This is a genomic window from Bacillus sp. GW823-FHT06B01 (assembly GCF_058952315.1).
In genome coordinates this window covers 57,242-79,535 of sequence record NZ_JBXAHR010000009.1, presented here as the reverse complement: position 1 = coordinate 79,535, position 22,294 = coordinate 57,242, and the positions used below count along the sequence as shown (strand labels likewise).

19 protein-coding genes, 1 pseudogene and 2 riboswitches are annotated in these 22,294 nt (G+C 35.2%); of the genes and pseudogenes, 15 read left to right on the top strand and 5 right to left on the bottom strand.

Features of this window, described 5'->3' with window-relative positions; all coding sequences use genetic code 11:
- The first annotated feature begins 81 nt into the window (after positions 1-81).
- From AC1Q8N_RS27250 to AC1Q8N_RS27230, 5 genes are all read left to right on the top strand, one after another.
- A complete protein-coding gene (locus AC1Q8N_RS27250) occupies positions 82-1,518 on the top strand; it encodes an FAD-binding oxidoreductase (RefSeq protein ID WP_048542969.1) in 1,437 nt (478 codons plus the stop codon).
- On the top strand, positions 1,515-2,048 hold the full coding sequence (locus tag AC1Q8N_RS27245) for an MFS transporter (protein WP_000222365.1): 534 nt from the start codon (positions 1,515-1,517) through the stop codon (positions 2,046-2,048). The genes AC1Q8N_RS27250 and AC1Q8N_RS27245 overlap by 4 nt, the downstream gene beginning before the upstream one ends.
- A 78-nt stretch (positions 2,049-2,126) precedes the next feature.
- Positions 2,127-3,845: a DUF3981 domain-containing protein gene (locus AC1Q8N_RS27240; RefSeq protein ID WP_493521495.1), complete on the top strand. Its 1,719-nt coding sequence runs from the start codon at positions 2,127-2,129 to the stop codon at positions 3,843-3,845.
- A 126-nt stretch (positions 3,846-3,971) separates the two neighbouring features.
- Complete coding sequence (locus AC1Q8N_RS27235) at positions 3,972-5,222, top strand: multidrug effflux MFS transporter (protein ID WP_098079920.1); 1,251 nt, start codon at positions 3,972-3,974, stop codon at positions 5,220-5,222.
- A gap of 250 nt (positions 5,223-5,472) precedes the next feature.
- Positions 5,473-5,976 (top strand): lipoprotein, encoded by a 504-nt coding sequence (locus AC1Q8N_RS27230; protein ID WP_048542964.1) that lies wholly within the window; start codon positions 5,473-5,475, stop codon positions 5,974-5,976.
- 125 nt (positions 5,977-6,101) lie between these two features.
- Here AC1Q8N_RS27230 and AC1Q8N_RS27225 read toward each other — a convergent pair whose 3' ends face one another.
- Positions 6,102-6,671: a hypothetical protein gene (locus tag AC1Q8N_RS27225; protein WP_000853800.1), complete on the bottom strand. Its 570-nt coding sequence runs from the start codon at positions 6,669-6,671 to the stop codon at positions 6,102-6,104.
- Between the two features lie 494 nt (positions 6,672-7,165).
- Here AC1Q8N_RS27225 and AC1Q8N_RS27220 point away from each other — a divergent pair, with 494 nt between their 5' ends.
- From AC1Q8N_RS27220 to AC1Q8N_RS27195, 6 genes are all read left to right on the top strand, one after another.
- Entirely contained in the window at positions 7,166-7,738 is a 573-nt protein-coding gene (locus AC1Q8N_RS27220; RefSeq protein ID WP_493521492.1) for a hypothetical protein, read from the top strand.
- A gap of 483 nt (positions 7,739-8,221) precedes the next feature.
- Positions 8,222-8,327: riboswitch (SAM riboswitch) on the top strand.
- A gap of 134 nt (positions 8,328-8,461) precedes the next feature.
- The gene (locus tag AC1Q8N_RS27215; RefSeq protein WP_000289321.1) at positions 8,462-9,379 is read left to right on the top strand and encodes an ABC transporter permease; all 918 of its coding nucleotides are present in this window, start codon (positions 8,462-8,464) and stop codon (positions 9,377-9,379) included.
- A 17-nt stretch (positions 9,380-9,396) separates the two neighbouring features.
- Entirely contained in the window at positions 9,397-10,401 is a 1,005-nt protein-coding gene (locus AC1Q8N_RS27210) for an ABC transporter permease (protein WP_048542961.1), read from the top strand.
- Positions 10,358-11,368: an ABC transporter ATP-binding protein gene (locus AC1Q8N_RS27205; RefSeq protein WP_098079922.1), complete on the top strand. Its 1,011-nt coding sequence runs from the start codon at positions 10,358-10,360 to the stop codon at positions 11,366-11,368. The genes AC1Q8N_RS27210 and AC1Q8N_RS27205 overlap by 44 nt, the downstream gene beginning before the upstream one ends.
- Positions 11,365-12,138: an ABC transporter ATP-binding protein gene (locus tag AC1Q8N_RS27200; RefSeq protein ID WP_048542957.1), complete on the top strand. Its 774-nt coding sequence runs from the start codon at positions 11,365-11,367 to the stop codon at positions 12,136-12,138. Before AC1Q8N_RS27205 ends, AC1Q8N_RS27200 begins: the two co-directional genes overlap by 4 nt.
- A gap of 13 nt (positions 12,139-12,151) precedes the next feature.
- Positions 12,152-13,762 (top strand): peptide ABC transporter substrate-binding protein, encoded by a 1,611-nt coding sequence (locus tag AC1Q8N_RS27195; protein ID WP_098642503.1) that lies wholly within the window; start codon positions 12,152-12,154, stop codon positions 13,760-13,762.
- A 16-nt stretch (positions 13,763-13,778) separates the two neighbouring features.
- On the opposite strand, the gene AC1Q8N_RS27190 is transcribed toward AC1Q8N_RS27195, so the two are convergent.
- Complete coding sequence (locus AC1Q8N_RS27190) at positions 13,779-14,246, bottom strand: YusW family protein (RefSeq protein ID WP_001221562.1); 468 nt, start codon at positions 14,244-14,246, stop codon at positions 13,779-13,781.
- Positions 14,247-14,418: 172 nt separating this feature from the next.
- On the opposite strand from AC1Q8N_RS27190, the gene AC1Q8N_RS27185 reads away from it, so the two are divergent.
- From AC1Q8N_RS27185 to AC1Q8N_RS27170, 4 genes and pseudogenes are all read left to right on the top strand, one after another.
- The gene (locus tag AC1Q8N_RS27185) at positions 14,419-15,318 is read left to right on the top strand and encodes a helix-turn-helix domain-containing protein (RefSeq protein ID WP_098079456.1); all 900 of its coding nucleotides are present in this window, start codon (positions 14,419-14,421) and stop codon (positions 15,316-15,318) included.
- Between the two features lie 18 nt (positions 15,319-15,336).
- Positions 15,337-15,528 (top strand): hypothetical protein, encoded by a 192-nt coding sequence (locus tag AC1Q8N_RS27180; RefSeq protein WP_048542950.1) that lies wholly within the window; start codon positions 15,337-15,339, stop codon positions 15,526-15,528.
- Between the two features lie 65 nt (positions 15,529-15,593).
- Positions 15,594-16,175 carry a TetR/AcrR family transcriptional regulator gene (locus tag AC1Q8N_RS27175; RefSeq protein ID WP_071728628.1) on the top strand — a complete coding sequence of 194 codons (582 nt, stop codon included), beginning with the start codon at positions 15,594-15,596 and terminating at the stop codon, positions 16,173-16,175.
- 58 nt (positions 16,176-16,233) lie between these two features.
- A pseudogene (locus tag AC1Q8N_RS27170) lies at positions 16,234-17,372 on the top strand (YhgE/Pip domain-containing protein).
- A gap of 41 nt (positions 17,373-17,413) precedes the next feature.
- Here AC1Q8N_RS27170 and AC1Q8N_RS27165 read toward each other — a convergent pair.
- The 3 genes from AC1Q8N_RS27165 to AC1Q8N_RS27155 form a co-directional block, all read right to left on the bottom strand.
- Entirely contained in the window at positions 17,414-19,042 is a 1,629-nt protein-coding gene (locus AC1Q8N_RS27165) for a peptide ABC transporter substrate-binding protein (RefSeq protein ID WP_098079926.1), read from the bottom strand.
- A gap of 386 nt (positions 19,043-19,428) precedes the next feature.
- Positions 19,429-21,069 carry a peptide ABC transporter substrate-binding protein gene (locus AC1Q8N_RS27160; protein WP_048542940.1) on the bottom strand — a complete coding sequence of 547 codons (1,641 nt, stop codon included), beginning with the start codon at positions 21,067-21,069 and terminating at the stop codon, positions 19,429-19,431.
- A gap of 132 nt (positions 21,070-21,201) precedes the next feature.
- A riboswitch (SAM riboswitch) is annotated at positions 21,202-21,306 on the bottom strand.
- Positions 21,307-21,459: 153 nt separating this feature from the next.
- Complete coding sequence (locus AC1Q8N_RS27155; RefSeq protein WP_048542938.1) at positions 21,460-22,293, bottom strand: aldo/keto reductase; 834 nt, start codon at positions 22,291-22,293, stop codon at positions 21,460-21,462.
- Position 22,294 lies beyond the last annotated feature (1 nt).

Sequence of the window (22,294 nt, the reverse complement as noted above, 5' to 3'; positions counted from 1 at the left end):
TTTTTCGTTACTAATATATTTTCTTCTTAGAAAAATATGTACAATATGTAGTGAAAGAAATTCAAACAAGGAGAGTGTCATTTGAAAAAAAGAAAGATAGTAGTTGTCATTGTAGCGTATACCGTTTTGTTAGCGGCGTCTGTACATACGTATAAAAAACAACTCGATCATCCTATGATGAGTGATGTCGGTAAATTGCTCCCGACAAAGATTAAACGTGTTGAAAGTGCTACGGATGAGCACTTGTTAGTAAAATTAGTGCAAGATGCAAAAGTTTCAGGAGAGAAAATTTCCATTGCAGGTATGCAACATAGCCAAGGAGGACAGACGTATTATCCGAACGGCACGATGCTTGATATGAAGGGATATAATAAAATATTAGAATTTGATCCGGAGGAGAAGAGGATTAGGGTGCAAAGCGGTGTCACATGGAATGACATTCAAAAGAAAATCAATCCATATGGTCTTGCGGTTCAAGTAATGCAATCTCAAAATATTTTTACTGTTGGTGGTTCATTAAGTGTGAATGTACATGGGCGTGATATTCGTCATGAAGCATTGATTGATACAGTAGAGTCATTCAGATTGTTAATGGCAGATGGTACGGTACGTAATGTAAGTAGAGAAGAAAATGCAGAGCTATTTCCATATGTCATAGGTGGTTACGGGTTATTTGGTGTCATTTTAGATGTGACATTAAAGTTAACTGATGATGAATTATATGAAATGCATACGAGAATGATAGATTATAAAGAATACACATCTTATTTCAAAGATAAAGTGAAAAGAGATGAAAATGTTCGTATGCACTTAGCCCGTATTTCTGTTGCCCCCAATTCATTTTTAAAAGAGATGTATGTGACAGATTATACATTGGCGAAAAATCAAAATATGAGGGAAGAGTACAGTGAATTAAAAGAGGAAACTATTATAGCTGCACCGAAATTTTTACTCGGATTATCCCGTTATAGCGATTGGGGAAAGAATACATTTTGGGATATACAAAGAAGTTATTTTGAGCGTACAGATGGAGCGTATGAGACGCGAAATAATGTTATGAGGTCAGATAGTGCCTTTATGGAATATGAAAATCCGAATAGAACAGAAGTGTTACAAGAATACTTTGTGCCTATAGATTTCTTCACGGAATACATAGATGATTTACGTAACGTATTAAATGAAGAAGAGTTTAATTTGCTCAATATTACGATTCGTTATGTGGAAAAGAATGAAAATGCAGTTTTATCCTATGCGAAAGATGATATGTTTGCGCTAGTTCTTTTAATTAACCAAGGACGCTCAGAGGATGAAATAAAGAAAACAGAAGATGTCATTCAGAAAATGATTGATGTTACTTTAAAACATAATGGTAGTTATTATTTACCGTACTATTCGTATCCAACGAAGGAGCAGTTAAAGAGGGCATATCCTCGTATAGAAGAATTTCTTCAGAAGAAAAAAGAAGCGGATCCAAAAGAGAGATTTGTGAATTTATTTTATAGGGAGTATACGAAATGACATATAGAAGATTTGTAGCGTCACAAAGCATAATTATGATGGCGGGAAGTATGGTATTTCCTTTTTACATTCTATTGCTTCGGAATGTTGGGAATAGCTTCTCGCAGTTTGGCTGGGCTTATGGCTTATTTGCTTTAACTTCAGCACTTGTATATCCATTAGTAGGAAAGATGTCTGATCGAGTAGGCGATCAAAAATTATTAATTATATATGCTTGGTCCATGGCAATATTAATGCTTTGTTTCCCGATTGCCACGGAAGTCTGGCATGTTTATATTCTCCAAATTGTAATGGGAGTTTTAGGTGCTGTGCAGCGTAATACCGAGAAGACGTCGTTAGCACGAAAGGTTGTGCAAGAAAATGCTGGTTATGAGATTGGAAAATATCATGTGTGGACATCGATTGGAGGAGCAGTAGCAATTATTGCCACGGGATATTTAGTAGATTTCTTTACGATTGGTACGATTTTTTATATTGCATCTATCTTATATGTAGTGAGCGGAGTTGTATTAAGTAGTAAAAAAATATAATCATCCCCATTTTTACCTGAATACCCTTTATTTGTTATACTAAAGGGGAAGACAAAAGAAAAGGGGACATTGCCTTTGATGAAATTTTTAATTTTAGCTATTCTCACTTTGTTTTTGATTCCATGGACAAGAAGCGGTAGTAAACTTCGAGCAGTGGATAAGAAAGGGGATGAGAAGGTTGTAAAGGGTAAGAAATCATCCATTTTAGTTATTCCTGTTTTATTTTGGATAGGTATTGCAATCTATGAATATTTTTGGCTAATTGATGATCGAGCAGATTCGATTCTTACTCATTATTCTGTTGCAGTAGCAATTTTAATTGGGCTTGTTTTATTTTCACAAGATCAAATAGGGAAATTAGAAGGTACGTTAAAAGGACTTCTAATGTTTGTTTTATTAGCAAGTTACGGCTATTTTGGTTATTTGCATGATATAGTAATCTCGCAAAAGAAATATGATTCTGTTGTAAAAGTAGAGAAAGATATTTCAGAGCCATTTACTGAAAATGATCAGCCGTTTACAGTGCCGCCAAAGACAGCGGAGAATAAAATGAAAAAAGTATTTGGGGACATTCCGAAAGTAGCTTATTTTGAGCTAGGAGAATTAACGCCACAAATGGTAAATGGTGAGGCTTTATATGTAGCACCGATTGAAGTTTCAGGCTTTTTTAAAGCACGTAAAGCTGAGACAATTCCAGGGTACGTAACGATGTCAGGTACGAATCCTGATGCGGAAGCGAAACTGCACCTTGGTTATAAAATGAAATATGTGCCAAGCATGTTCTTCGGGAATAATTTAGAGCGTGTTGTAAGGCAAGCCGAACCAAATCTAATCTTTAAAGGGAAACCTAAATTTGAAGTGGATGATAAAGGGAAACCGTATTATACAATGACGTATGGTGAATTTATTTCAGGAAGATCTGGATTTGAGGTAGAGGGCGTTGTAGTAGTAGATGCACAAACAGGTGAAGTGAAAAGATATGATAAAGGAAAAGCGCCTAAATTTGTTGATGGTGTATTAAATCACGAGACCGCATCTACATTAAATACGTACTTCGGTAAATATATTCACGGATTTTGGAATACGAAATTCTCGCAAACGGATATGAAGATTCCGACTGAGTGGGGAACGAAAGAAGGAGTTACACCAATATTCGGTAAGGATGGAACGTTATATTATTTTACTGATTTCACCTCCCCGAAAGAGGGAGTAGATTCTGCGTTAGGTTACTCGCTTATCGATGCGCGTACAGGTAAGTTGTATTACTATAACGGAAAAGAAGTGAAGGGAATTATGGATGGTTCAGCTGCTTCGGAAGTAGTGGATAATTCCTTTAAGAGAGAGAAATGGCATGGAACGATGCCGGTTATTTATAACGTGTATGGTAAACCTTCTTGGATTGTACCTGTTATTGATGACGGGGGATTAGTACGTGCTCATACAGTTATCTATGCTTCTAATGCGAAAATATTTGCAACAGGTTCGACGCAAAAAGAAGCGCTTGAGAATTATAAAAATGCGCTGAGTGGAAGTGGAGATTCATTTAGACCGACTTCAAATGGTAAAGAAGCACAAAAAGAAGGCGTTGTACAACGTGTATATAAAGAAAAATCAGGTGAAAATACAATTGTGTATGTACTGTTAGAGAATGAACAAAAAGTATTTATGATACCGGTGAAGAAATTCCCATATGCTATGTTTACAGAAGTGGGAGATCCAATTCAAATCACATATTTAGATACAGGAGAGGCGATGTCTTCCGTATCTAAATTTACAAATAGCAATTTGAAAAAGTAAAGCGATAGAAATTCTATCGCTTTTTTTACGGTATGAAACAGGAAAATGCACTATACTTGACGTATGTTTATGTTGTAACTATAATTGTTACGATTTAGTATTTATCGGAAAGGGTGAACGGAAAAAGTGAATGGAGTTAATCACGAAATATATAAACCTGTAAAGACAAATAGGTTATGGATGATTCTTGTATTAGGGACACTTACGGCGATTGGGCCATTATCTATTGATATGTATTTGCCTTCTTTACCGAAATTAACAGATGATTTACAAACAGGCGCATCTCTTGCACAGCTTACATTGACAGCTTGTTTGCTTGGGCTTTCAGTAGGACAATTATTTGTCGGTTCAATTAGTGACATTTACGGAAGGCGCAAACCTCTTATTATTGCTCTTATTATTTATGTTGCTTCTTCTTTACTTTGTGCTATTGCGCCATCTATTTGGAGTTTAGTGTTATTACGCTTCTTACAAGGAGCTTCAGGATCGGCTGGGATTGTTATATCACGTGCAATGGTGCGTGACATGTATTCGGGTTCTGAAATGACGAAGTTTTTCTCACTGCTCATGTTAGTAAACGGAGCAGCGCCTATTTTGGCACCGATTATTGGAGGACAATTGCTACAGTTTACAACATGGCGCGGTGTCTTCATCGTTCTTGGAGCAATTAGTGTATTCATGTTAATATCAGCTACTTTTGTATTACGTGAAACATTACCTATCGAAGAAAGAGAAACAGGTGGATTGTCAGGGACGTTGGCGACGTACGGAAAACTGTTAAAGGATCGTCTGTTTATGGGATATGCATTGTCACAAGGGCTAGTAACGGCGGCAATGTTTGCATACATTTCGGGCTCACCATTTGTGCTGCAGAACATATACGGAGCATCACCACAGCAATTTAGTTTATTCTTTGCGATTAACGGTATCGGTATTATTATTGCTAGTCAGGTAACAGGTCGTTTAGCAGGGAAAGTGAATGAGAAGACATTATTTGTTGCTGGTATTATTATTGCAGCTGTTGGCGGTTTATCTTTACTACTGACAATCGTACTAGGAATAGGTTTAATTGGTGTTTTATGTTCGTTATTCCTTGTCGTATCAAGTGTCGGGGTTGTATCAACAACTGGATTCTCGTTAGCGATGAGAAATCAGAAACAAGCCGCAGGAACAGCGTCGGCCTTATTAGGATTATTACAGTTCATTTCAGGAGCACTTGTTGCACCGTTAGTAGGTATTGGCGGAAGCAATACCGCATTACCGATGGGGGTTGTGATAGCTCTTTGTGAAATTGGTGCTGTGTTATGTTATCTATTTATGGCCAGAAGAAGTGAGAAGCAGTTTGAACTGCAACAAAGACAAAATTTAGAGGCTTAATTTATACAAAAGAGCTGATTCAAACATGTGTTGAATCAGCTTTTTTTTCATTTCTTTGAAATAACTTATACAGTGTTGTAAGGTGATGCAAAAGTTATTTGTATAAAGTGACGATACTGTGACAAAAATGTTGGTGTGTATATTAAGGTATCGTCTTAAGTGTAAAAAGTAGGGTGTTCTCGGTATAATAACAAGTGGAGATAAAAGAAACTATAATGAGTAATAGCTGTAGATAAAAGGAGAAGAAGAGATGAAGAAGGTTTTGGGTATTGCTGTAATGGGAAGTATGCTCCTTCTAGCAGGGTGTAATGGAAATAAAGATACGAAAGAACCGAAAGAAACGGTAGAGCAATCTACTGAGCAAACAGAAGAGATGAAAGAATACCGTGCAGTACATGAAAAATACGATATGAAAATGAATAAAGAAATTAATAAAGCACTACAGTTATTTGAGGTGGCAAAAGAAAAGGGCGGTAAGGAAATAACGAATGCTACATATAAAGAAGATGTGCAAAAGGTAACGACTAGCATGTTAGAAGATATTGATAATATACGTAAAGAAATTCGTGTTCCAAAGTCGAAAGAGCAAGAACATGAGGTGTACGCTGGTTTCTTGAATGAATCGGAACAAGCAATGAAAAAATTACAGAAGTTAGCTAAAGAAGAAGACTCATCATTGATTCGTGATATAGAAATTAACTTTGCAACAGCATCGACATACTATAAACGTTTTCAAGCAGAAACGAAAAAATAACCTTGCGCGTGCAAGGTTATTTTTTTATTGTCTAAAGTATTTAAATAGTACGGCACAACCTGCACCAAGCAATATTAAACTGCCTACAAGGACTCCTATAACGATTAAAGTGGGTTTATCCATCATTATTTTAAGTATCCTAAATCTTTACAAGCTGTTTTAACTTTGCTGTACTTTTGCCATTTACGACAAAAAGAAATAGCAGCTAACTTATATACATCTGCTATAATTTGTGCAGCAATTGCTGCGCCCACGAATGCAGCAACAGCCGCAGCTGCAGCAACTAATACTGGAATTACCGCTTGTTGTACTTCTGGCGTAGCTGACATATAAAGAGCATTTTTATTTACCTTAGCATCTTCACTATTTACACCTTCAAAAATATCTTTCATAACTTCTTGTGATTGAGTTGTGAAAAAGATCTCTAATTCTTTTACTTGTTCTTGTGTAAGATTAGAATTATTTAGATTTTCTTTATTAAACTTGTAAATTCCATTTTCTAATGAAAGACCTGCTTTAACGGCATTAAATCCATTATTGAATTGTTCCTCGCTAACATTTTCAATAACATCTTTTGTAACCTCATCAATAACCGCAGCCTTTGTTTTTTCTTGTAACGGAATTGTAAAACACAATACCGCTACTAATGCCATTACTAGCACTTTAGTCCATTTGAATTTGTGTAATGTTTTCATGTAGCAACCACCTTTTTTAATGTTTTTTACCCTACAACAAAATATTAAAATGTATGGGATTTTAATACAAGTCTGGTTGTCTATACATTTTTTTGGTATAATTAACCTGTAAAGAAATGTAAACTTCATGAAGTGTACCATTGGGAATTATCAGATTTTCATCCTTTTATTGGAATGTGAAATTGTAGTTCAAGTCGGAGAAAGGCACCTTAGGGTGTCTTTTCTTTATTAAAAAATATAATAAGTATCTTTGTCGATTTTTCAATATATACATACCTTGCCCCCTATAGTATAATAAATGTTGTAATTATACATTATTTTCCTAATGAATCCTATATAGTTAAAACCATTTTTTATCAAGATGTTTTTTTGAAATCGATATATAGGCCTTGAACAAACAAAAAAATGTAAATCTTTCATTTGTTTATTAAGTTTTAGTAATTTATAAAATAAAATCAGCATATCATTGGTAAAAAAAAGGAGAGTGTTTGTTAGTGGATCCATTTACTTCACGTTTTGCGAAACGATTTTTTATTACAGTTGGGTCAGCTGTAGGGTTATTTTTGATAGGAGCTATGATTAATAGCGAAGCCATAGCATTTTCTTATCTGCTTGCTTTGTTTGGGATTCCTATTTATTTTGTGATTCAGGATAACAAAGGGAAAAACAGCTGTAAAGAAATTGTTCGTAATAAGTATAATCAAACCAGTATATTGACACTAGAAGTATTTCATCATTCAGATTTTGGATGGGGATGTCTTACGTTAACAAAAGAGGCGCTAATTTTCGTTCCAAAGAAAGGTGATATAATATATATTCCTCATAGTAATTATGCGGAATATGGTTATAAAGGCCTTGGTACTGGCGATTATATAACAACTTCAACAAAAATCGGGAATACGAATATGAGTATTAATAATACGAGTGAGAAAAAAGCTCCTGTATTCTACCTTATTGGGCACGATGGTACTGAAGTCCAATTGCATACAAGAAAAAACAAGCAGATGTATAATGCTGTCAAAAAAGCACTTGGTCGAGATAATAGTCATGTTAAAAGTAATTATTAAGAAATTGAAATGCAATTATATTTTCTTTTATTAGTTTTATAATAAGTAATTAATGCGAATAAGTGTTACAAAAAACCATTTCATATTGGAATGGTTTTTTTATGGTCTAGTAGGGGCCCACCATATCGTATCAACTTAACAGAACAGGTTGCCCCTAAAACGATAAAAATGAACTTCGGTGCTATAAAACACACAAAATTTCCGTTTGGGGGGTATTCTAAAATCTTAGCTTGATGGGTATGGGGTCCCGCCAACATTTCGTGGAAAACATACGCTAAGGGTATTTGTGAATATTTTCCTTAATATGTATTTTATGCGTTTTGCTGGTACTACTCCTGTTAAGTATAAGTGAAAAAACGCGATTTAGATAAACTTCTTATTAAAAACTGATTTTTCTAAATATATCCAATTTGATTGACTTTTCATTTTTTCAGAATTATAATTCGAAATATACAATTTGAACCAAATAATAATATAGCAATTTACTTATCCAGAGAGGTAGAGGGACTGGCCCTATGACACCTCAGCAGCGGGTTCTGTAACAGGAACACCGTGCTAATTCCAGCAAGCAAGTCTTGAAAGATAAGTGATGGGCCTTTGTTTATTAAGCCTTGATCTTATTTTTTAAGATCAAGGCTTTTTGTATTTTAAGAAGCGGAAAAGTAATGGGAACAAATATGTCAATAAAACAAAGTAAATTCATTTGTTTAGGAGGTTATTGAAGTGTATGTTATTAAAAAACTATCGGTTATGGTGTTCACGCTATGGGTCATTACGACAGTAACATTTTTGATTATGCATATCATTCCTGGGGATCCATTTTCATCAGATGCGAAAATCTTTCCAGAGGAAGTAATACAAAATATGAGGGCGAAGTATCACCTCGATGAACCGTTATGGAATCAATATGTCGCTTATTTAGATGGCGTAGTTCATTTTGATTTTGGTGAATCTGTTCAATCGACGGGGCAAGGCGTATCAGAAATTATAACGACAGGATTTGGTCCATCAGCGATTATTGGTTTACAAGCACTTGTTATTTCATTATTAGTCGGAATTGCAGCAGGTACATTTGCAGCTCTCTATCATGGGAAAGTAATTGATTATAGTGTGAGCTTACTTGCGATTCTCGGTATTTCTATTCCAAGTTTTATTTTAGCACCATTATTTATACAAGTATTTGCAATTCAATTTGAACTTTTGCCAGTAGCGTCTTGGGGCACATTCGAACATACGGTATTGCCATCCTTCGCATTAGCGTTAGGGCCAATCGCGGTTATTACAAGATTTGTTCGTTCTAATATGATTGAAGTTTTGCAGAGTGATTATATTAAGCTAGCGAGAGCGAAAGGCATCCCGATTAAGAAAATTATTATAAGACATGCTCTTCGAAATGCGATTGTTCCAGTACTTACATTTGTTGGACCGTTAATGGCTGGACTTTTAACAGGGACTTTCGTTATTGAAAAAATATTTTCCATTCCTGGTCTAGGAAAATATTTTGTGGATAGTATTTTTAACCGGGATTATCCGGTCATTATGGGAACAACGATTTTCTATAGTGCATTATTAATTTCTTGTATTTTCATTACAGATATTATTCACCGTATTGTTGATCCGCGTATTCGTTCTATTACGTAAGGAGGGGGGGCATTTAAATGGGAGCTTATGAAATCAATAAACAGTTATTAACGAATGAGGAGAAAAAAGAATTAACGATAAATAAAGATCAGCAAACGATTAGTCGGAAGAAGGAAGTGTTTCGCAAGTTTATATCAAACCCTATAGCAGTTTTAGGGGCAGTGACGTTATTACTAATTATTATTTTCTCACTGGTTGGCGAAAGTTTAACGGCATTTACTGCGAGTGAACAAGTAAAAGAAGCAACAAACCTCCCACCTAGTAGTGAGCATTGGTTCGGAACAGATGATTTAGGAAGGGACATATGGGCGCGCACCTGGGCTGGAGGGAAAATTTCACTAACAGTTGGATTAGTGGCAGCGGCTCTTGATATAGGAATAGGTGTACTAATCGGGGGCTTTAGTGGATATGTGAGAGGACGTAGTCGCCTTGGAACGTTAATTGATGAGTGGATTGTACGAGGGATTGAAGTGTTATACGGTATCCCATATTTATTAATTGTTATTTTATTATTAATCGTTATGAAACCAGGGCTTTTTACAATTATTATTGCCCTTGCATTAACAGGATGGATTGGCATGGCACGTCTCGTTAGGGCACAAGTATTATCTTTAAAGCAAAGAGAATTTGTTATTGCAGCGGAGCGATTAGGTACATCGCATATGAAAATTATATACGGGCATTTAATTCCGAACTTAACAGGCATTATTATCGTAAATTTATCATTTACAATTCCAGCAGCTATTTTCTCAGAATCATTTTTAAGCTTTATCGGACTCGGAGTACAATCACCAGCAGCGAGCTGGGGAACGATGACGAACGATGCACTCGGGACATTACTAAGCGGAGAATGGTGGCAATTATTCTTCCCAGCAATCATGATTGCACTCATTATGTTTGCATTTAATGCAATTGGTGATGGTTTGCAAGATGCAATTGATCCGAAGATTGTAAAACGGAATCGAAAGGAGAAAAAACATGGGACAGCTCTTATCTTTAGAAAACGTAACATTGGCCGTTGAAAAAGAGAGTAGTAAGCAAACAATTGTGAAGCATGTTTCCTTTTCTATTAATGAAGGTGAAATCGTTGCACTTGTAGGAGAAAGTGGTTCAGGAAAAAGTGTTACAGCACAATCTATTGTCGGATTAAATCAAGAATCTATTCACATTGATGATGGAAGCATCTTTTTTCAATCTCAAGGGTTGACGAATTTACAAGAATCAGAATGGAATCAAATTCGAGGGAAAGATATTTCGTTTATCTTTCAAGACCCTCTGTCCTCTTTAAATCCGACGATGAAAGTAGGAAGGCAAATTACAGAAGTGATTTTGCAACATGAGAAAAAATCGAAAAGAGAAGCAAAAGAAATTGCGATTAACTTATTAAATGATTTAGGGATACATGAAGCAGAGAAACGTTTTGAACAGTACCCACATCAATTAAGCGGAGGCATGAGGCAACGTATTTGTTTAGCAATTGCGTTTGCGTGTCACCCAAAGCTCGTTATTGCAGATGAGCCTACAACTGCATTAGATGTAACGATTCAAAAGCAAATTATGGGGTTATTAAAAGAGCGAAAAGAAAAACAAAATACGAGTATTTTATTAATTACCCACGATTTGGCGCTTGTACGTGAAGTAGCTGACCGAGTAGTTGTGATGTACGGGGGACGTGTTGTTGAAAAAGGGACGATACAAGAAGTGATAGGTTCACCTAAGCACCCATATACGAAAAGTTTATTGCGAGCTATTCCAAATATGGATGATTCCGAAAAGGTACTTAGGACCATTGAGGGAACAACACCATCAATTGAAACGTTAAATAGCTTTGGGTGCCCATTTGTAAATAGATGCCCAGTAGCAATACAAGAATGTGTTCATCGTTTCCCTGATAGAACAGCATATTCTGGGGAACACAGTTCACATTGTTGGCAACATGTTCTAGAGCATGACCAAGCGAAATCAAAAGAGAAGGTGAATGCCTCATGACGACAGATTTAATTACTGTAAAGCAAGTAACGAAAACGTATGGAAGTAAAAAGAAAGAAATCATAGCGCTAAAAGATATATCACTTTCTATCCCGAAAGGAACAACGCTTGGCATTATTGGAGAAAGTGGTTCAGGAAAGACAACACTTGGTAAGCTCATAGCTGGGATTGAGAGTCCAAAGTCTGGTCAAATTGATTATAACGGTCAAGTTGTTCACAAGTTGAAGTCAGCTCATAAGCGAGATTTCTTGCAGAAAGTACAATTCATTTTTCAAGATTCAACAGCTGCATTAAATCCGCGCTGGAAAGTACGCGATAGCGTAACAGAAGGATATATTTCATTCGGTTTAGGTGATAAAGGATTGAAAGATGAGGTGGCAGGTGATGCGCTAGAACGTGTTGGATTAGATAGACGATATATTGATCGATACCCACACGAATTTAGCGGAGGACAACGTCAACGGATCGCTATTGCAAGGGCGTTATTATGTGAGCCAGAAGTATTAATCCTGGATGAACCAATTTCAGCGTTAGATGTTTCACTTCAAATCCAAATTGTACACTTGTTGCAAAAGATTCAAAAGGAACAAGGCTATACATATTTATTTATCGCGCATGATTTACCGATGGTTCACTACTTATGTGAAAAAGTGGCTGTCTTATATAAAGGAGAACTTGTTGAATTTGGAAATACGGACGAAGTATTCCGTAATCCACAACATTCTTATACAAAAACATTATTAGCATCAACACCAAAAATTTCGGGTTAAAGGAGAATGTAGGATGAAGAAGTTTTTACTGTTTGTCATTATGACTGTTTTAGCGATTACTTCTGTCGCTTGTGGTAAGAAAGAGACGCAAAAAGTAAGTGCTGGTAAGGGAGAAGGAGATCGATTAGTAACGAATATTGGTAGCGATCCATATACACTGGATTCCGCTATTGCAACAGATAGCACATCAGGTTATGTAATTGGACATTTATTCTCAAGCTTATATACGCAAGATAGTGATGGGAAATATCAAAATGAATTAGCAGAGAAAGAAGAAGTAAATGCAGATGGAACTGAATATACAATCCATTTAAAGAAAGATATTAAATGGTCAGATGGTTCTCCTATTACAGCAAATGATTTTGAATTTGCATGGAAGCGGTTATTAAATCCGAAAACGGGTTCTATGAATGGGACAGAAATGTACTTTATTAAAGGTGCAGAGGCGTATAATACTGGAAAAGGTGAAGAAAGCCAAGTTGGTATTCAAGTTGCTGATCCTCAAACATTGAAGGTAACACTTGAGCACCCAGTTGCTTCTATTAAACAAAAATTAGCGAGTTCATTATTTATTCCATTATCTAAAAAATCAATTGATGATAACAATAAATTAAAAACAGATCCAAAAGAGTTAATTACAAATGGACCATTCACGTTAAAAGAATGGAAGCACAACCAAGCAATTACAGTACAAAAAAATAAAGAATACTATGATAAAAAGGTAACATTAAAAGAAATTGAGTTTCGTATTATTCCAGATTCTAAAACAGCGTACCAATTATACAAATCAAAAGAATTAGATTTACTAAGTGGTTTACCACAAGAAATGATTGAGAAAGAAAAAGGAAATAAAGAATATAAGCGTGTTGCGGGATTCTCATCTTATATTTATTCGTTTAACGTAGAAAAAGAGCCATTCACAAATGCGAAAGTACGTAAAGCATTTTCATTAGCAGTTGATCGTAAGTTTATCGTTGAAAAACTGTATAAGAATAATGCGCAAGAAGCATACGCATTCGTTCCAGAAGGAGCAAAAACACAAAGTGGTCGTGATTTCCGTAAAGAAAAAGGTGATTACGTTAAATTTGATCCAGCAGAAGCGAAAAAATTATTAGAAGAAGGCATGAAAGAACAAGGCTGGTCTACATTACCTGAAGTAACATTAAAATTCACTACAGATACACAACATAAAAAAGTAGCAGAAGCAATGCAGGAAATGTTTAAGAAAAATCTTGGTGTAGATATTAAATTAGAAAATAAAGAGTGGAAGAGTTACATCGATACATATAAGCAAAGTGATTTCCAATTAGCTTATATGGGATGGGGCGGTTCTTTATTAGACCCAATTACTAAACTAGATTTATATGCAGGTGATGGTCCAAACAACTATGCAAAATGGCATAATAAAGAATTTGACGCTTTAATCAAAGAAGCAGAAGTTGAACAAAATGAAGATAAGCGTTTTGATTTATTGCATAAAGCAGAAGATATTATGTTTACAGATTCACCGTTAATTCCAATTATATTCCCTTCTGATTCTTACTTACAAAAAGGATCAGTATCTGGACTTCAATATTATGTTGGATCTAAACCAGATTTAAGATATGCAAAAATAAAGAAGTAGGCAACCGCCTACTTCTTTATTTTATTTCTCTTTTATATTCTTTTTTCGTTCCATCAGAGAAGACAACTTCTAAATCAAACTTTTGGTAGTCTTTATCAAGTTTGAACACATTTACTACTTGATCGATTACTTCTTGGTCAGGAGTATCTTTATCAAATTTTAATTCTTGTAGAAGTGGGCTTAATTTTGTAATAGCCTCGTCACCTGTAAACTTTGCATTTGATTTATGGTCTTCAAGTTTTGCTTCCATTTTCTTATCAGCTGCTACATTCTTATAATCAGCCTCGTAGTCTTTCTTCGTATCTTGATAGTCTGCATCCAAACTAAATTCATTGAAGTTAAGTTTTAAATCAGCAGGAGCTTCATTTTTTGCTTCTTCAGTAGTTTTCTTATTAGAAGTTGTATCTTCTTTTGCAGGAGCTTTACATCCTGTTAATACAGGTACTAGCATAAGCGCTAATAAAACTGATAGTAAAATTCTCATTATAATTTCCTCCTTATGTAAATTCGTTCTATACAAGTTTTTCCCAAAATCATGTAATTATGTATGTGTTGAAAATAAATTATTAACTTGTAGCCACAAAGTTTAATTCGCAATTTAAATCAAAAATGGTTTGTATGTATATGGTAAATTAAGGTTGTGAGGAGGTGCTAAAATGCATGAAGAATATAAAGAGATAATAAAAAAAGCAATTGAATATATAGAGGAGCATTTACATGAGGAGCTTACAACAGAAAGAGTGGCGTCTCACAGTGCAGTATCGATGTACCATTTTCATCGCATCTTTCAAAGATATGTTGGGATGAGTGTAACGGATTATATTCGAAAGAGAAGGTTAACTCATGCTGCGCAAGCTTTAGTGTCAACGGAGAGGGCTGTTATTGATATTGCAGTACAATACGGCTTTTCCTCACAAGAGGCATTTACGAGAGCCTTTAAAAGAATGTTTCAATTGCCACCGAAGAAATATCGAAAGTACTTCCAGTCATTTTATATAGAAAGAGAGGGTGTTTCAATGCAAAAAGGTATACCGAAAGGATGGATCTTAAGTGGAAGTCATCCTGCTGAATATGAAATGGGTCTAGACTATGAAGTTGCCCATCAAGGAAAAGTATCTGCATACATAAAGGCAAAAGAGAATGTTACACATGGAGGCTTTTCAACATTAATGCAAATGTTTCGAGCGGATAAATATGTAGGTAAAAGATTACGTTTAACAGCATTTGTTAAGAGTGAGAACGTAAGAGATTGGGCGGGATTGTGGATGAGAGTAGACGGAAAAGATACAGAACCACTCGCTATGGATAACATGCAAAATCGCCCAATTAAAAATACGAATAACTGGCAATCGTACTCGGTTGTATTAGATATAAAAGAAGGAGCACTTGGTATAGCATTTGGTGTCTTATTATCAGGGGAAGGTTGTGTGTGGCTAGATAGTATTCGATTTGATGAAGTGGATGAAAAAATTCCTTCAACAGATTTGGCAGAGAACTTTTATGAAACACTTTTAGAAGAGCCGGTGAATCTACAATTTGAAGAAGTAGAAAAATAAAAAACAAGGAGAAAAGATATGCTCAAATATGTAAAACTAATAAGTATTAGTTTAGCAATATCGTCTTGTATTATGGGAATTAACTATTTAGTTAGCTATATTTGGTCAGGGCATACACCTTCTTTGACATGGAGAACATATTTGATGTTTGGGTTTATATTTATGATGAGTTTTGGTTCCGTGCAAAAAGAAGAGAGAAAGGATTATTGACAATTATTAGAAAAGTTATATAATCTAAATGTAAGTGATCACTTGCATGAGGAAGAGAGGATTTTATGGCGCGCTCAAAGACAGCAGAAAAAATTATTCAAGCAGCGATTGAATTAGTGAAAGAAAAAGGATATACAGCAGCAACAACGAAAGAAATTGCAATGCGTGCTGGTGTTAATGAAGTAACGATATTCCGCAATTTTAAGAGTAAGAAGGGTGTTATTGAAGCGGCGGTTGCTGAATTTTCATATGTACCGCATTTAAAACATTTTTTACAAACAGAAATTGTATGGGAATTAGAAACGGATTTAAAGAACTTAGCAAGGCATTATCATAATTTTTTAGATGGGGTAAAAGATATTATTGCTATTGGTATACGTGAGGCTGGAGAATTTCCTGAATTAGACGGGGAAATTGCTAAAATACCACAAGGGCTAAAGGAAGAATTAAGTATCTATTTTGCAAAAATGCAGGAAAAAGGAAACATTATTGATACGAATATTGAAGCGCAAGTAATGAACTTTATCTGGATCAATTTTGGATATTTCTTATCTAAATTACGTTTTGCCGATCGCCTGACAGAAGTTGATGATGAGAAATTTATTGAAAACAATATTGTTTTATATGCTAGGGCATTAAGACCCTAGTATTTATTTAAAATAAAATGCAAGTGTGTACTTGCTTGCTGGGTAGGAGAGTGAGAAGATGGAAGCATTAAAACAATTTTTAAAAAGACCTGGTACGTATATAGGAATGGTGGTGGCGTTATCGTTCCAACTTATTTTCTTTTGTGTTTGGTTAACGGCGTATGATGGAGTGAATGAAAGAACTGATCAAATGCGTATCGCTATTGTGAATGAAGATGTCAATATAGGTAGTAAAATAGCGGAAGGCTTACAGAGAAATTTACCATTTCAAGTGAAAGCAGAACGGTCTGTGGAAAAGCAAACAAAGAAATGAATGACCATGTGTACGATATGATTATTGAAATTCCTGCTTCTTTTTCAAAAGATATAAATGAAACAGGAAAATCAAGTTTAAACTTCCACATTAATCAAGCGAATGCCATGATGGCAAAGCAAATGATGGAAGGAGCTGCAAAACAAATTCGAGATAATGTAAATAAAGAGATAGCAAGTTATAAGAAACAAGCGATTGTTGGAAAGCTACAAGCTGTAGGACCTGAGAATGTAGAAGTGATAAAAGGGTTAACCGAAGATTCAATTGGTTTTACAGTTCATAAAGTAAATGATGCAAAAGGATTTTCAGTTAATATGGTACCACTAATGATGGTATTAGCTTCATTTGTAGGAGCGATGATCATGAGTATGGAGCTATCAAAAGTTGCAAAGGAAGTAAAGAACGGTTGGAGTAATTTTGTATCAAGACAGGTCATTAACGGTACAGTATCAATTTTACTTGCATGTATTACAATTGGTTTGATGAGAGGATTTCAAATTGAAGTACACGAAGCAGTATGGAGTATATGGATGTTTCAAGCGATAGTCTTCTTCGCCTTTCTTTCATTAACACAAATGTTCATAACTGTTTTCGGAAATGCAGGTATGATCTTTAATATAATTTCACTGTCGTTACAACTTGTAAGTTCGGGTGTAATTGTGCCACATGAGATGCTTTCTAAAACATATCAAACAATCGGCGAATTATTTCCCGCAACATATGCAGCGAATGGCTATTATACAATAATATTTGGGGGAGTAAGTTTAGAGAAAAATATTATTTCATTATTAGTCATTATATTAGTTACACAATTGGTAGCAGTAATTACTGTATCTATAAAAGAAATAGTAAAGAGAAGAAGTCATGTAGTTAAAGAAGTATAAAATAAAAACGGTATCCGCCGAAGGATACCGTTTTTATTTTATTATTTTGCAACTTCTGTCCACTTGTAGTTAAATTCACCGCCGAAGTCAGTTGTTACAAGTCCTTTAATGAAAGAGCGTTGTAAGTAAGAACGACCTTGTTGGTATAAAGGAGCGACAGCGCCGTCTTCTAATAGGATTTTTTCAGCTTGCTTCATTGCTTCAAAGCGAGCCTTTTCATCGCCAGCTAAATCTGTTTTCACTTTATGAATGAGCGCATCATACTCTTTGTTAGAGTATTTATCGAAGTTATAAGCACTTTCTGTTGTAAATAAATCTAAGAATGTAATTGGGTCAGCGAAGTCAGGGCCCCAGCCATCAATACCGATTTCATAGTCACCACTTAATAGTAGTTTCAGCTGTTGTTTACGTGGTTGTGGTTTTAATGTCACTGTTAATCCATCTAGGTTCTTTTCTAGTTCACCTTTTAAATATTCACCAGTTTTTTTAGCTAAAGCATTATCACTTGTTAATAGTTCGATTGTTACTTTGTCAGTACCAAGTTCTTGTTTCGCTTTTTTCCAGTTTTCTTTCGCTGTTTTCACATCATCTTTGACTAGGTTTCCGTTTTCTTTACGGAAGTCGTTACCTTCTGGACTCTTTGCGAATTTCGCAGGAACCATTCCTTCAGCTGGAATAGCACCGTTATTTAAAATTGTTTCTACGTATGCTTTTTTATTCATTGCTCCGTTAATAGCAAGGCGTGCATGTTGATTTTTTAATGTTTCATTTTTTTGATTTAGTCGTAAGAATTGAATGCCAACTTCAGCGCGGTCTTTGAAGTTTGGATCGCTCTTATATTTATCAACAAACTCCGCAGTTAAAGCAACGCGATCAATTTGTCCTGAATCGTATAAGTTAACTTCTGTAGATTTATCTTTAACAACATTGAAGTTGATTTCTTCTAATTTTACAGTTTTAGCATCCCAATAGTTAGGATTCTTCTTCAATTGGAAGCTTTGCTCATGTTTCCAGTTATCTAATGTGAAAGCACCGTTGTAAATTAAATGATTTGTTTCTAAACCGTATTTATCGCCTTGAGACTTTAAGTAATCTTCATTAATTGGTAAGAATGTTGAGAATGTCGTTAAGCTTAAGAAGTAGGGAACAGGACGGTCTAGTTGTACTTCTAAAGTTTTGTCATCAACAGCTTTAATACCTAATTGATCAACCGGTAATTGTTTTTGGTTTATTTGTTTCGCATTCTTTATATCGAAGAATAAGAATGCATATTCAGCTGCTGTATCAGGATTTACGGCACGTTGCCAAGCGAAGACGAAGTCCTTTGCTGTAACAGGAGTACCGTTTGACCATTTCGAATCACGCAGGTGGAATGTATATTTTGTTTTATCGGGACTAACGTCAACCGACTCAGCAACACCAGGAATTGGTTTATTATCTTCTCCCATTGCATATAATCCTTCAAAAACATTGCGCATTACGTTCATGGATTCCCCATCCGTTGCTTTTGCAACATCCATTGTTGGAATTTCTGAAGCGAATGATAAGTTAATTGCCTGTTTATCATTTGCTTTCGCTCCGTTTGCATGATCTTTATTTCCCCCGCAAGCAGTTAGTAATAGACTTGCCCCTAAAACAGATGCAACAACAGGTACAACTTTTTTCTTCATTGTTCGTTCCTCCCTGAATGTGTTGTTCGTAACGTCATAATGTCCACGTTTTGAAGTGTATCTATAGAAGAAGAGAAAACCTATTATAAATATGTGCATGTAGGTAATCAGGTGTTCTATATGTATATACATGTTGAACTATAATCTATCGTTATATGTTTCAACGTAGTAGACGTTATATTTTGATGGTGAAATATTTTGTTTCTTTGATTATTTAGAATATTAACACTGAAAAGAACTATATGTCAATAATAAAATCGGATTATTATTTTTTAAAAATAATATATTAAAAAAGCGGATTTTCTCCTATTGAGAAATCCGCTTTTAATACATTTTTCCAATAAAACAATTGGTATGGGTAGGAAAACTTCAATTCAGGTTGCCTTTTATTTTTTAATTTGTGCCCATTTGAAGTTTAATTGACCTGCAAAGTCTACTTGCACAATTCCTTTCACGTAAGAACGTTCTAAATAAGATTCGCCTTTTTGGTAAAGAGGAGCGATAACAGAGTCTTTAAATAATATTTTCTCGGATGCTAGTAATGCTTCCCAGCGAGCTTTTTCATCACCGGCTAAAGTTGTTTTCACTTTTGCTATTGTTTCATCGAACTCCTTATTAGAGTAATGATCTAAGTTGTAAGGGTTATTCGTTGTAAAAAGCTCAAGGAATGTAATTGGATCTGCAAAGTCAGGGCTCCAGCCGTCAATTCCAATTTCGTAGTCACCTTTTAATAAAAGTGAAACTTGTTGTTTACGTGGTTGCGGCTTTATATTTACTGTTAAGCCATCTAAATTCTTTTCTAATTGTCCTTTTAAGAACTCACCAGTTTTCTTTTCAAGGTCACCGTCACTTATTAATAGTTCTAATGTTATTTTTTCAGACCCAAGTTCTTGTTTTGCCTTTTTCCATAATTCTTGAGCAGATTTTGTATCAACCTTTGTTAAATCGCCGTTTGCAGCACGGAAGTCTGTTCCGTCAGGTCCTTTTGCAAAGTTTTTCGGCACGAGACTAGAGGTTGGTGTAGAGCCGTCATTTAATAACGTATTTACAAAGGATTTTCGATCAATTGTTTGATCGATTGCTTGGCGTGCAGAAACGTTTTGAAGTACTTTGTTTTGTTGATTCATACGTAGAAACTGTACCCCTACGTTTGGCCGTTCTTTAAAGTTAGCATCCTTTTTATATTTATCAACGAAGTCAGATGTTAGTTTGATACGATCTAATTGTTTTGACTCGAATAAATTTACTTCTGTAGATTTTTCTTTTACGACGTTAAAATTGATTTCTTCCAGTTTGACAGTATCTTTATCCCAATAGGTAGGGTTTTTCTTAAATTTAAAGCTTTGCTCATGCTTCCAATCGCTTAGTGTAAAAGCTCCGTTGTACAAAATTGTATTGTCTTCTAACGCATACTTATCACCTTGTGCTTTAAAGAATTCCTCGTTAATTGGTAGAAATGTTGGGAACGCTGTTAAGCTTATAAAGTACGGAACAGGACGTTCTAATTCTACCTCAAACGTATGGTCATCAATTGCTTTTACACCAAGTTGATCGGCTGGAAGTTCTTTGTTGTTAATTTTTGTTGCATTTTTAATATCAAAGAATAGAAATGCATATTCAGAGGCTGTTGCTGGATCAACAGCTCTTTGCCAAGCGAAGACAAAATCTTTCGCTGTGACAGGAGTGCCGTTTGACCATTTTGAATCTCGCAGGTGGAATGTGTATTTCGTTTTATCGCCACTTACTTCATGAGATTTCGCAACGCCAGGGACAGGTTTGTTACCTTCACCAAGATTATACAAACCTTCAAATACGTTTCTCATTACTTGACCAGAATCAGTATCTGTAGCACGAGCTGTATCCATTGTTCGTATTTCAGTAGGTGAAGATAAGTTTAAAACCTGTTTACTAGGCGCCTCGTCTTTTGCATTTGCTCCACTTGCTTCGTTTTTATAACTACCGCAACCAGTTAATAAAATACTTACTCCTACAACTGATGCAATACCGGGTACAAACTTCTTTTTCATTTGATTTTCCTCCTAAATAATTAAGTTTGGATGATGATGAGGGAAATGAAAAATAAAAAATCCCTCTTTTCATATTGAGAAAGAGGGATTTTTACGTACAAGTTATGCACCCGTATATAAACGAAGTCCCTCATTCTATCTTTCAAGCACAATGCTTGCAGGAAGTGGCACAGTATTCAAAATGAACCTGTTGCCGAGGTTTCAAAGGGCCAGTCCCTCCACCTCTCTTGATACAATGAGTAAACGAATAAATTTTATTAATTTTTGTGTTTCTTTGATAATTCAAAATCTTACACCTTGGATAACGAAGTGTCAACCAATTGAAATATAGTTTAAATTTTCAGTTTTATTTAACGAGAAAAACCACTGCATATGGCAGTGGTTTTTCTACTAGAAGTTAAAGTTATCTGGATCTGGACCAACGCGACGATCTTCATTTAGAGCTTGAATTGCTTTCATGTCATCAGCACTTAATTCAAAATCGAATATATTTGCATTTTCAATAATGCGATGTTCTTTAATAGATTTAGGGATTGTTACAACTTCATTTTGTAAATCCCAGCGTAAAATAATTTGTGCAGTTGATTTATTATATTTTGTCGCAATGTCTTGTAATGTGGAGTTATCCAATAGTTGTCCCTGCATTAATGGTGACCAAGCTTCAAGCTGGATGTTATGTTCTTTACAGAAAGCGTGTAATTCTTCTTGTGCTAAACGTGGGTGGTATTCCACTTGATTGACCATTGGCTTAATTTCAGCGATTTCAAATACGTCTTGTAAGTGGTGAATGTGGAAATTACTCACACCGATAGCACGAACACGGCCATCTTTATAAAGTTTTTCTAACGCTTTCCATGATTCAGTATATTTCCCTTTTACAGGCCAATGTACTAAATATAAATCTAAATATTCTAGACCTAATTTTTCTAATGTAGTTTCAAATGCTTGAAGTGTTGTTTCATATCCTTGATCGCTATTCCATACTTTTGATGTAATAAATAATTCTTCACGTGGAACACCTGCTTCACGGATCGCTTGTCCAACGCCTTCTTCGTTTTGATAGATTGCTGCAGTATCGATGCTGCGGTAGCCATTTTTTATTGCTGATTTTACAGACTCAATTACTTCTGAACCATCTTCTACTTTAAAAACACCTAAACCGAACCAAGGCATTTTTACACCGTTATGTAATGTAGTATAGTCTTTTAAACTTGTTAAACTCATA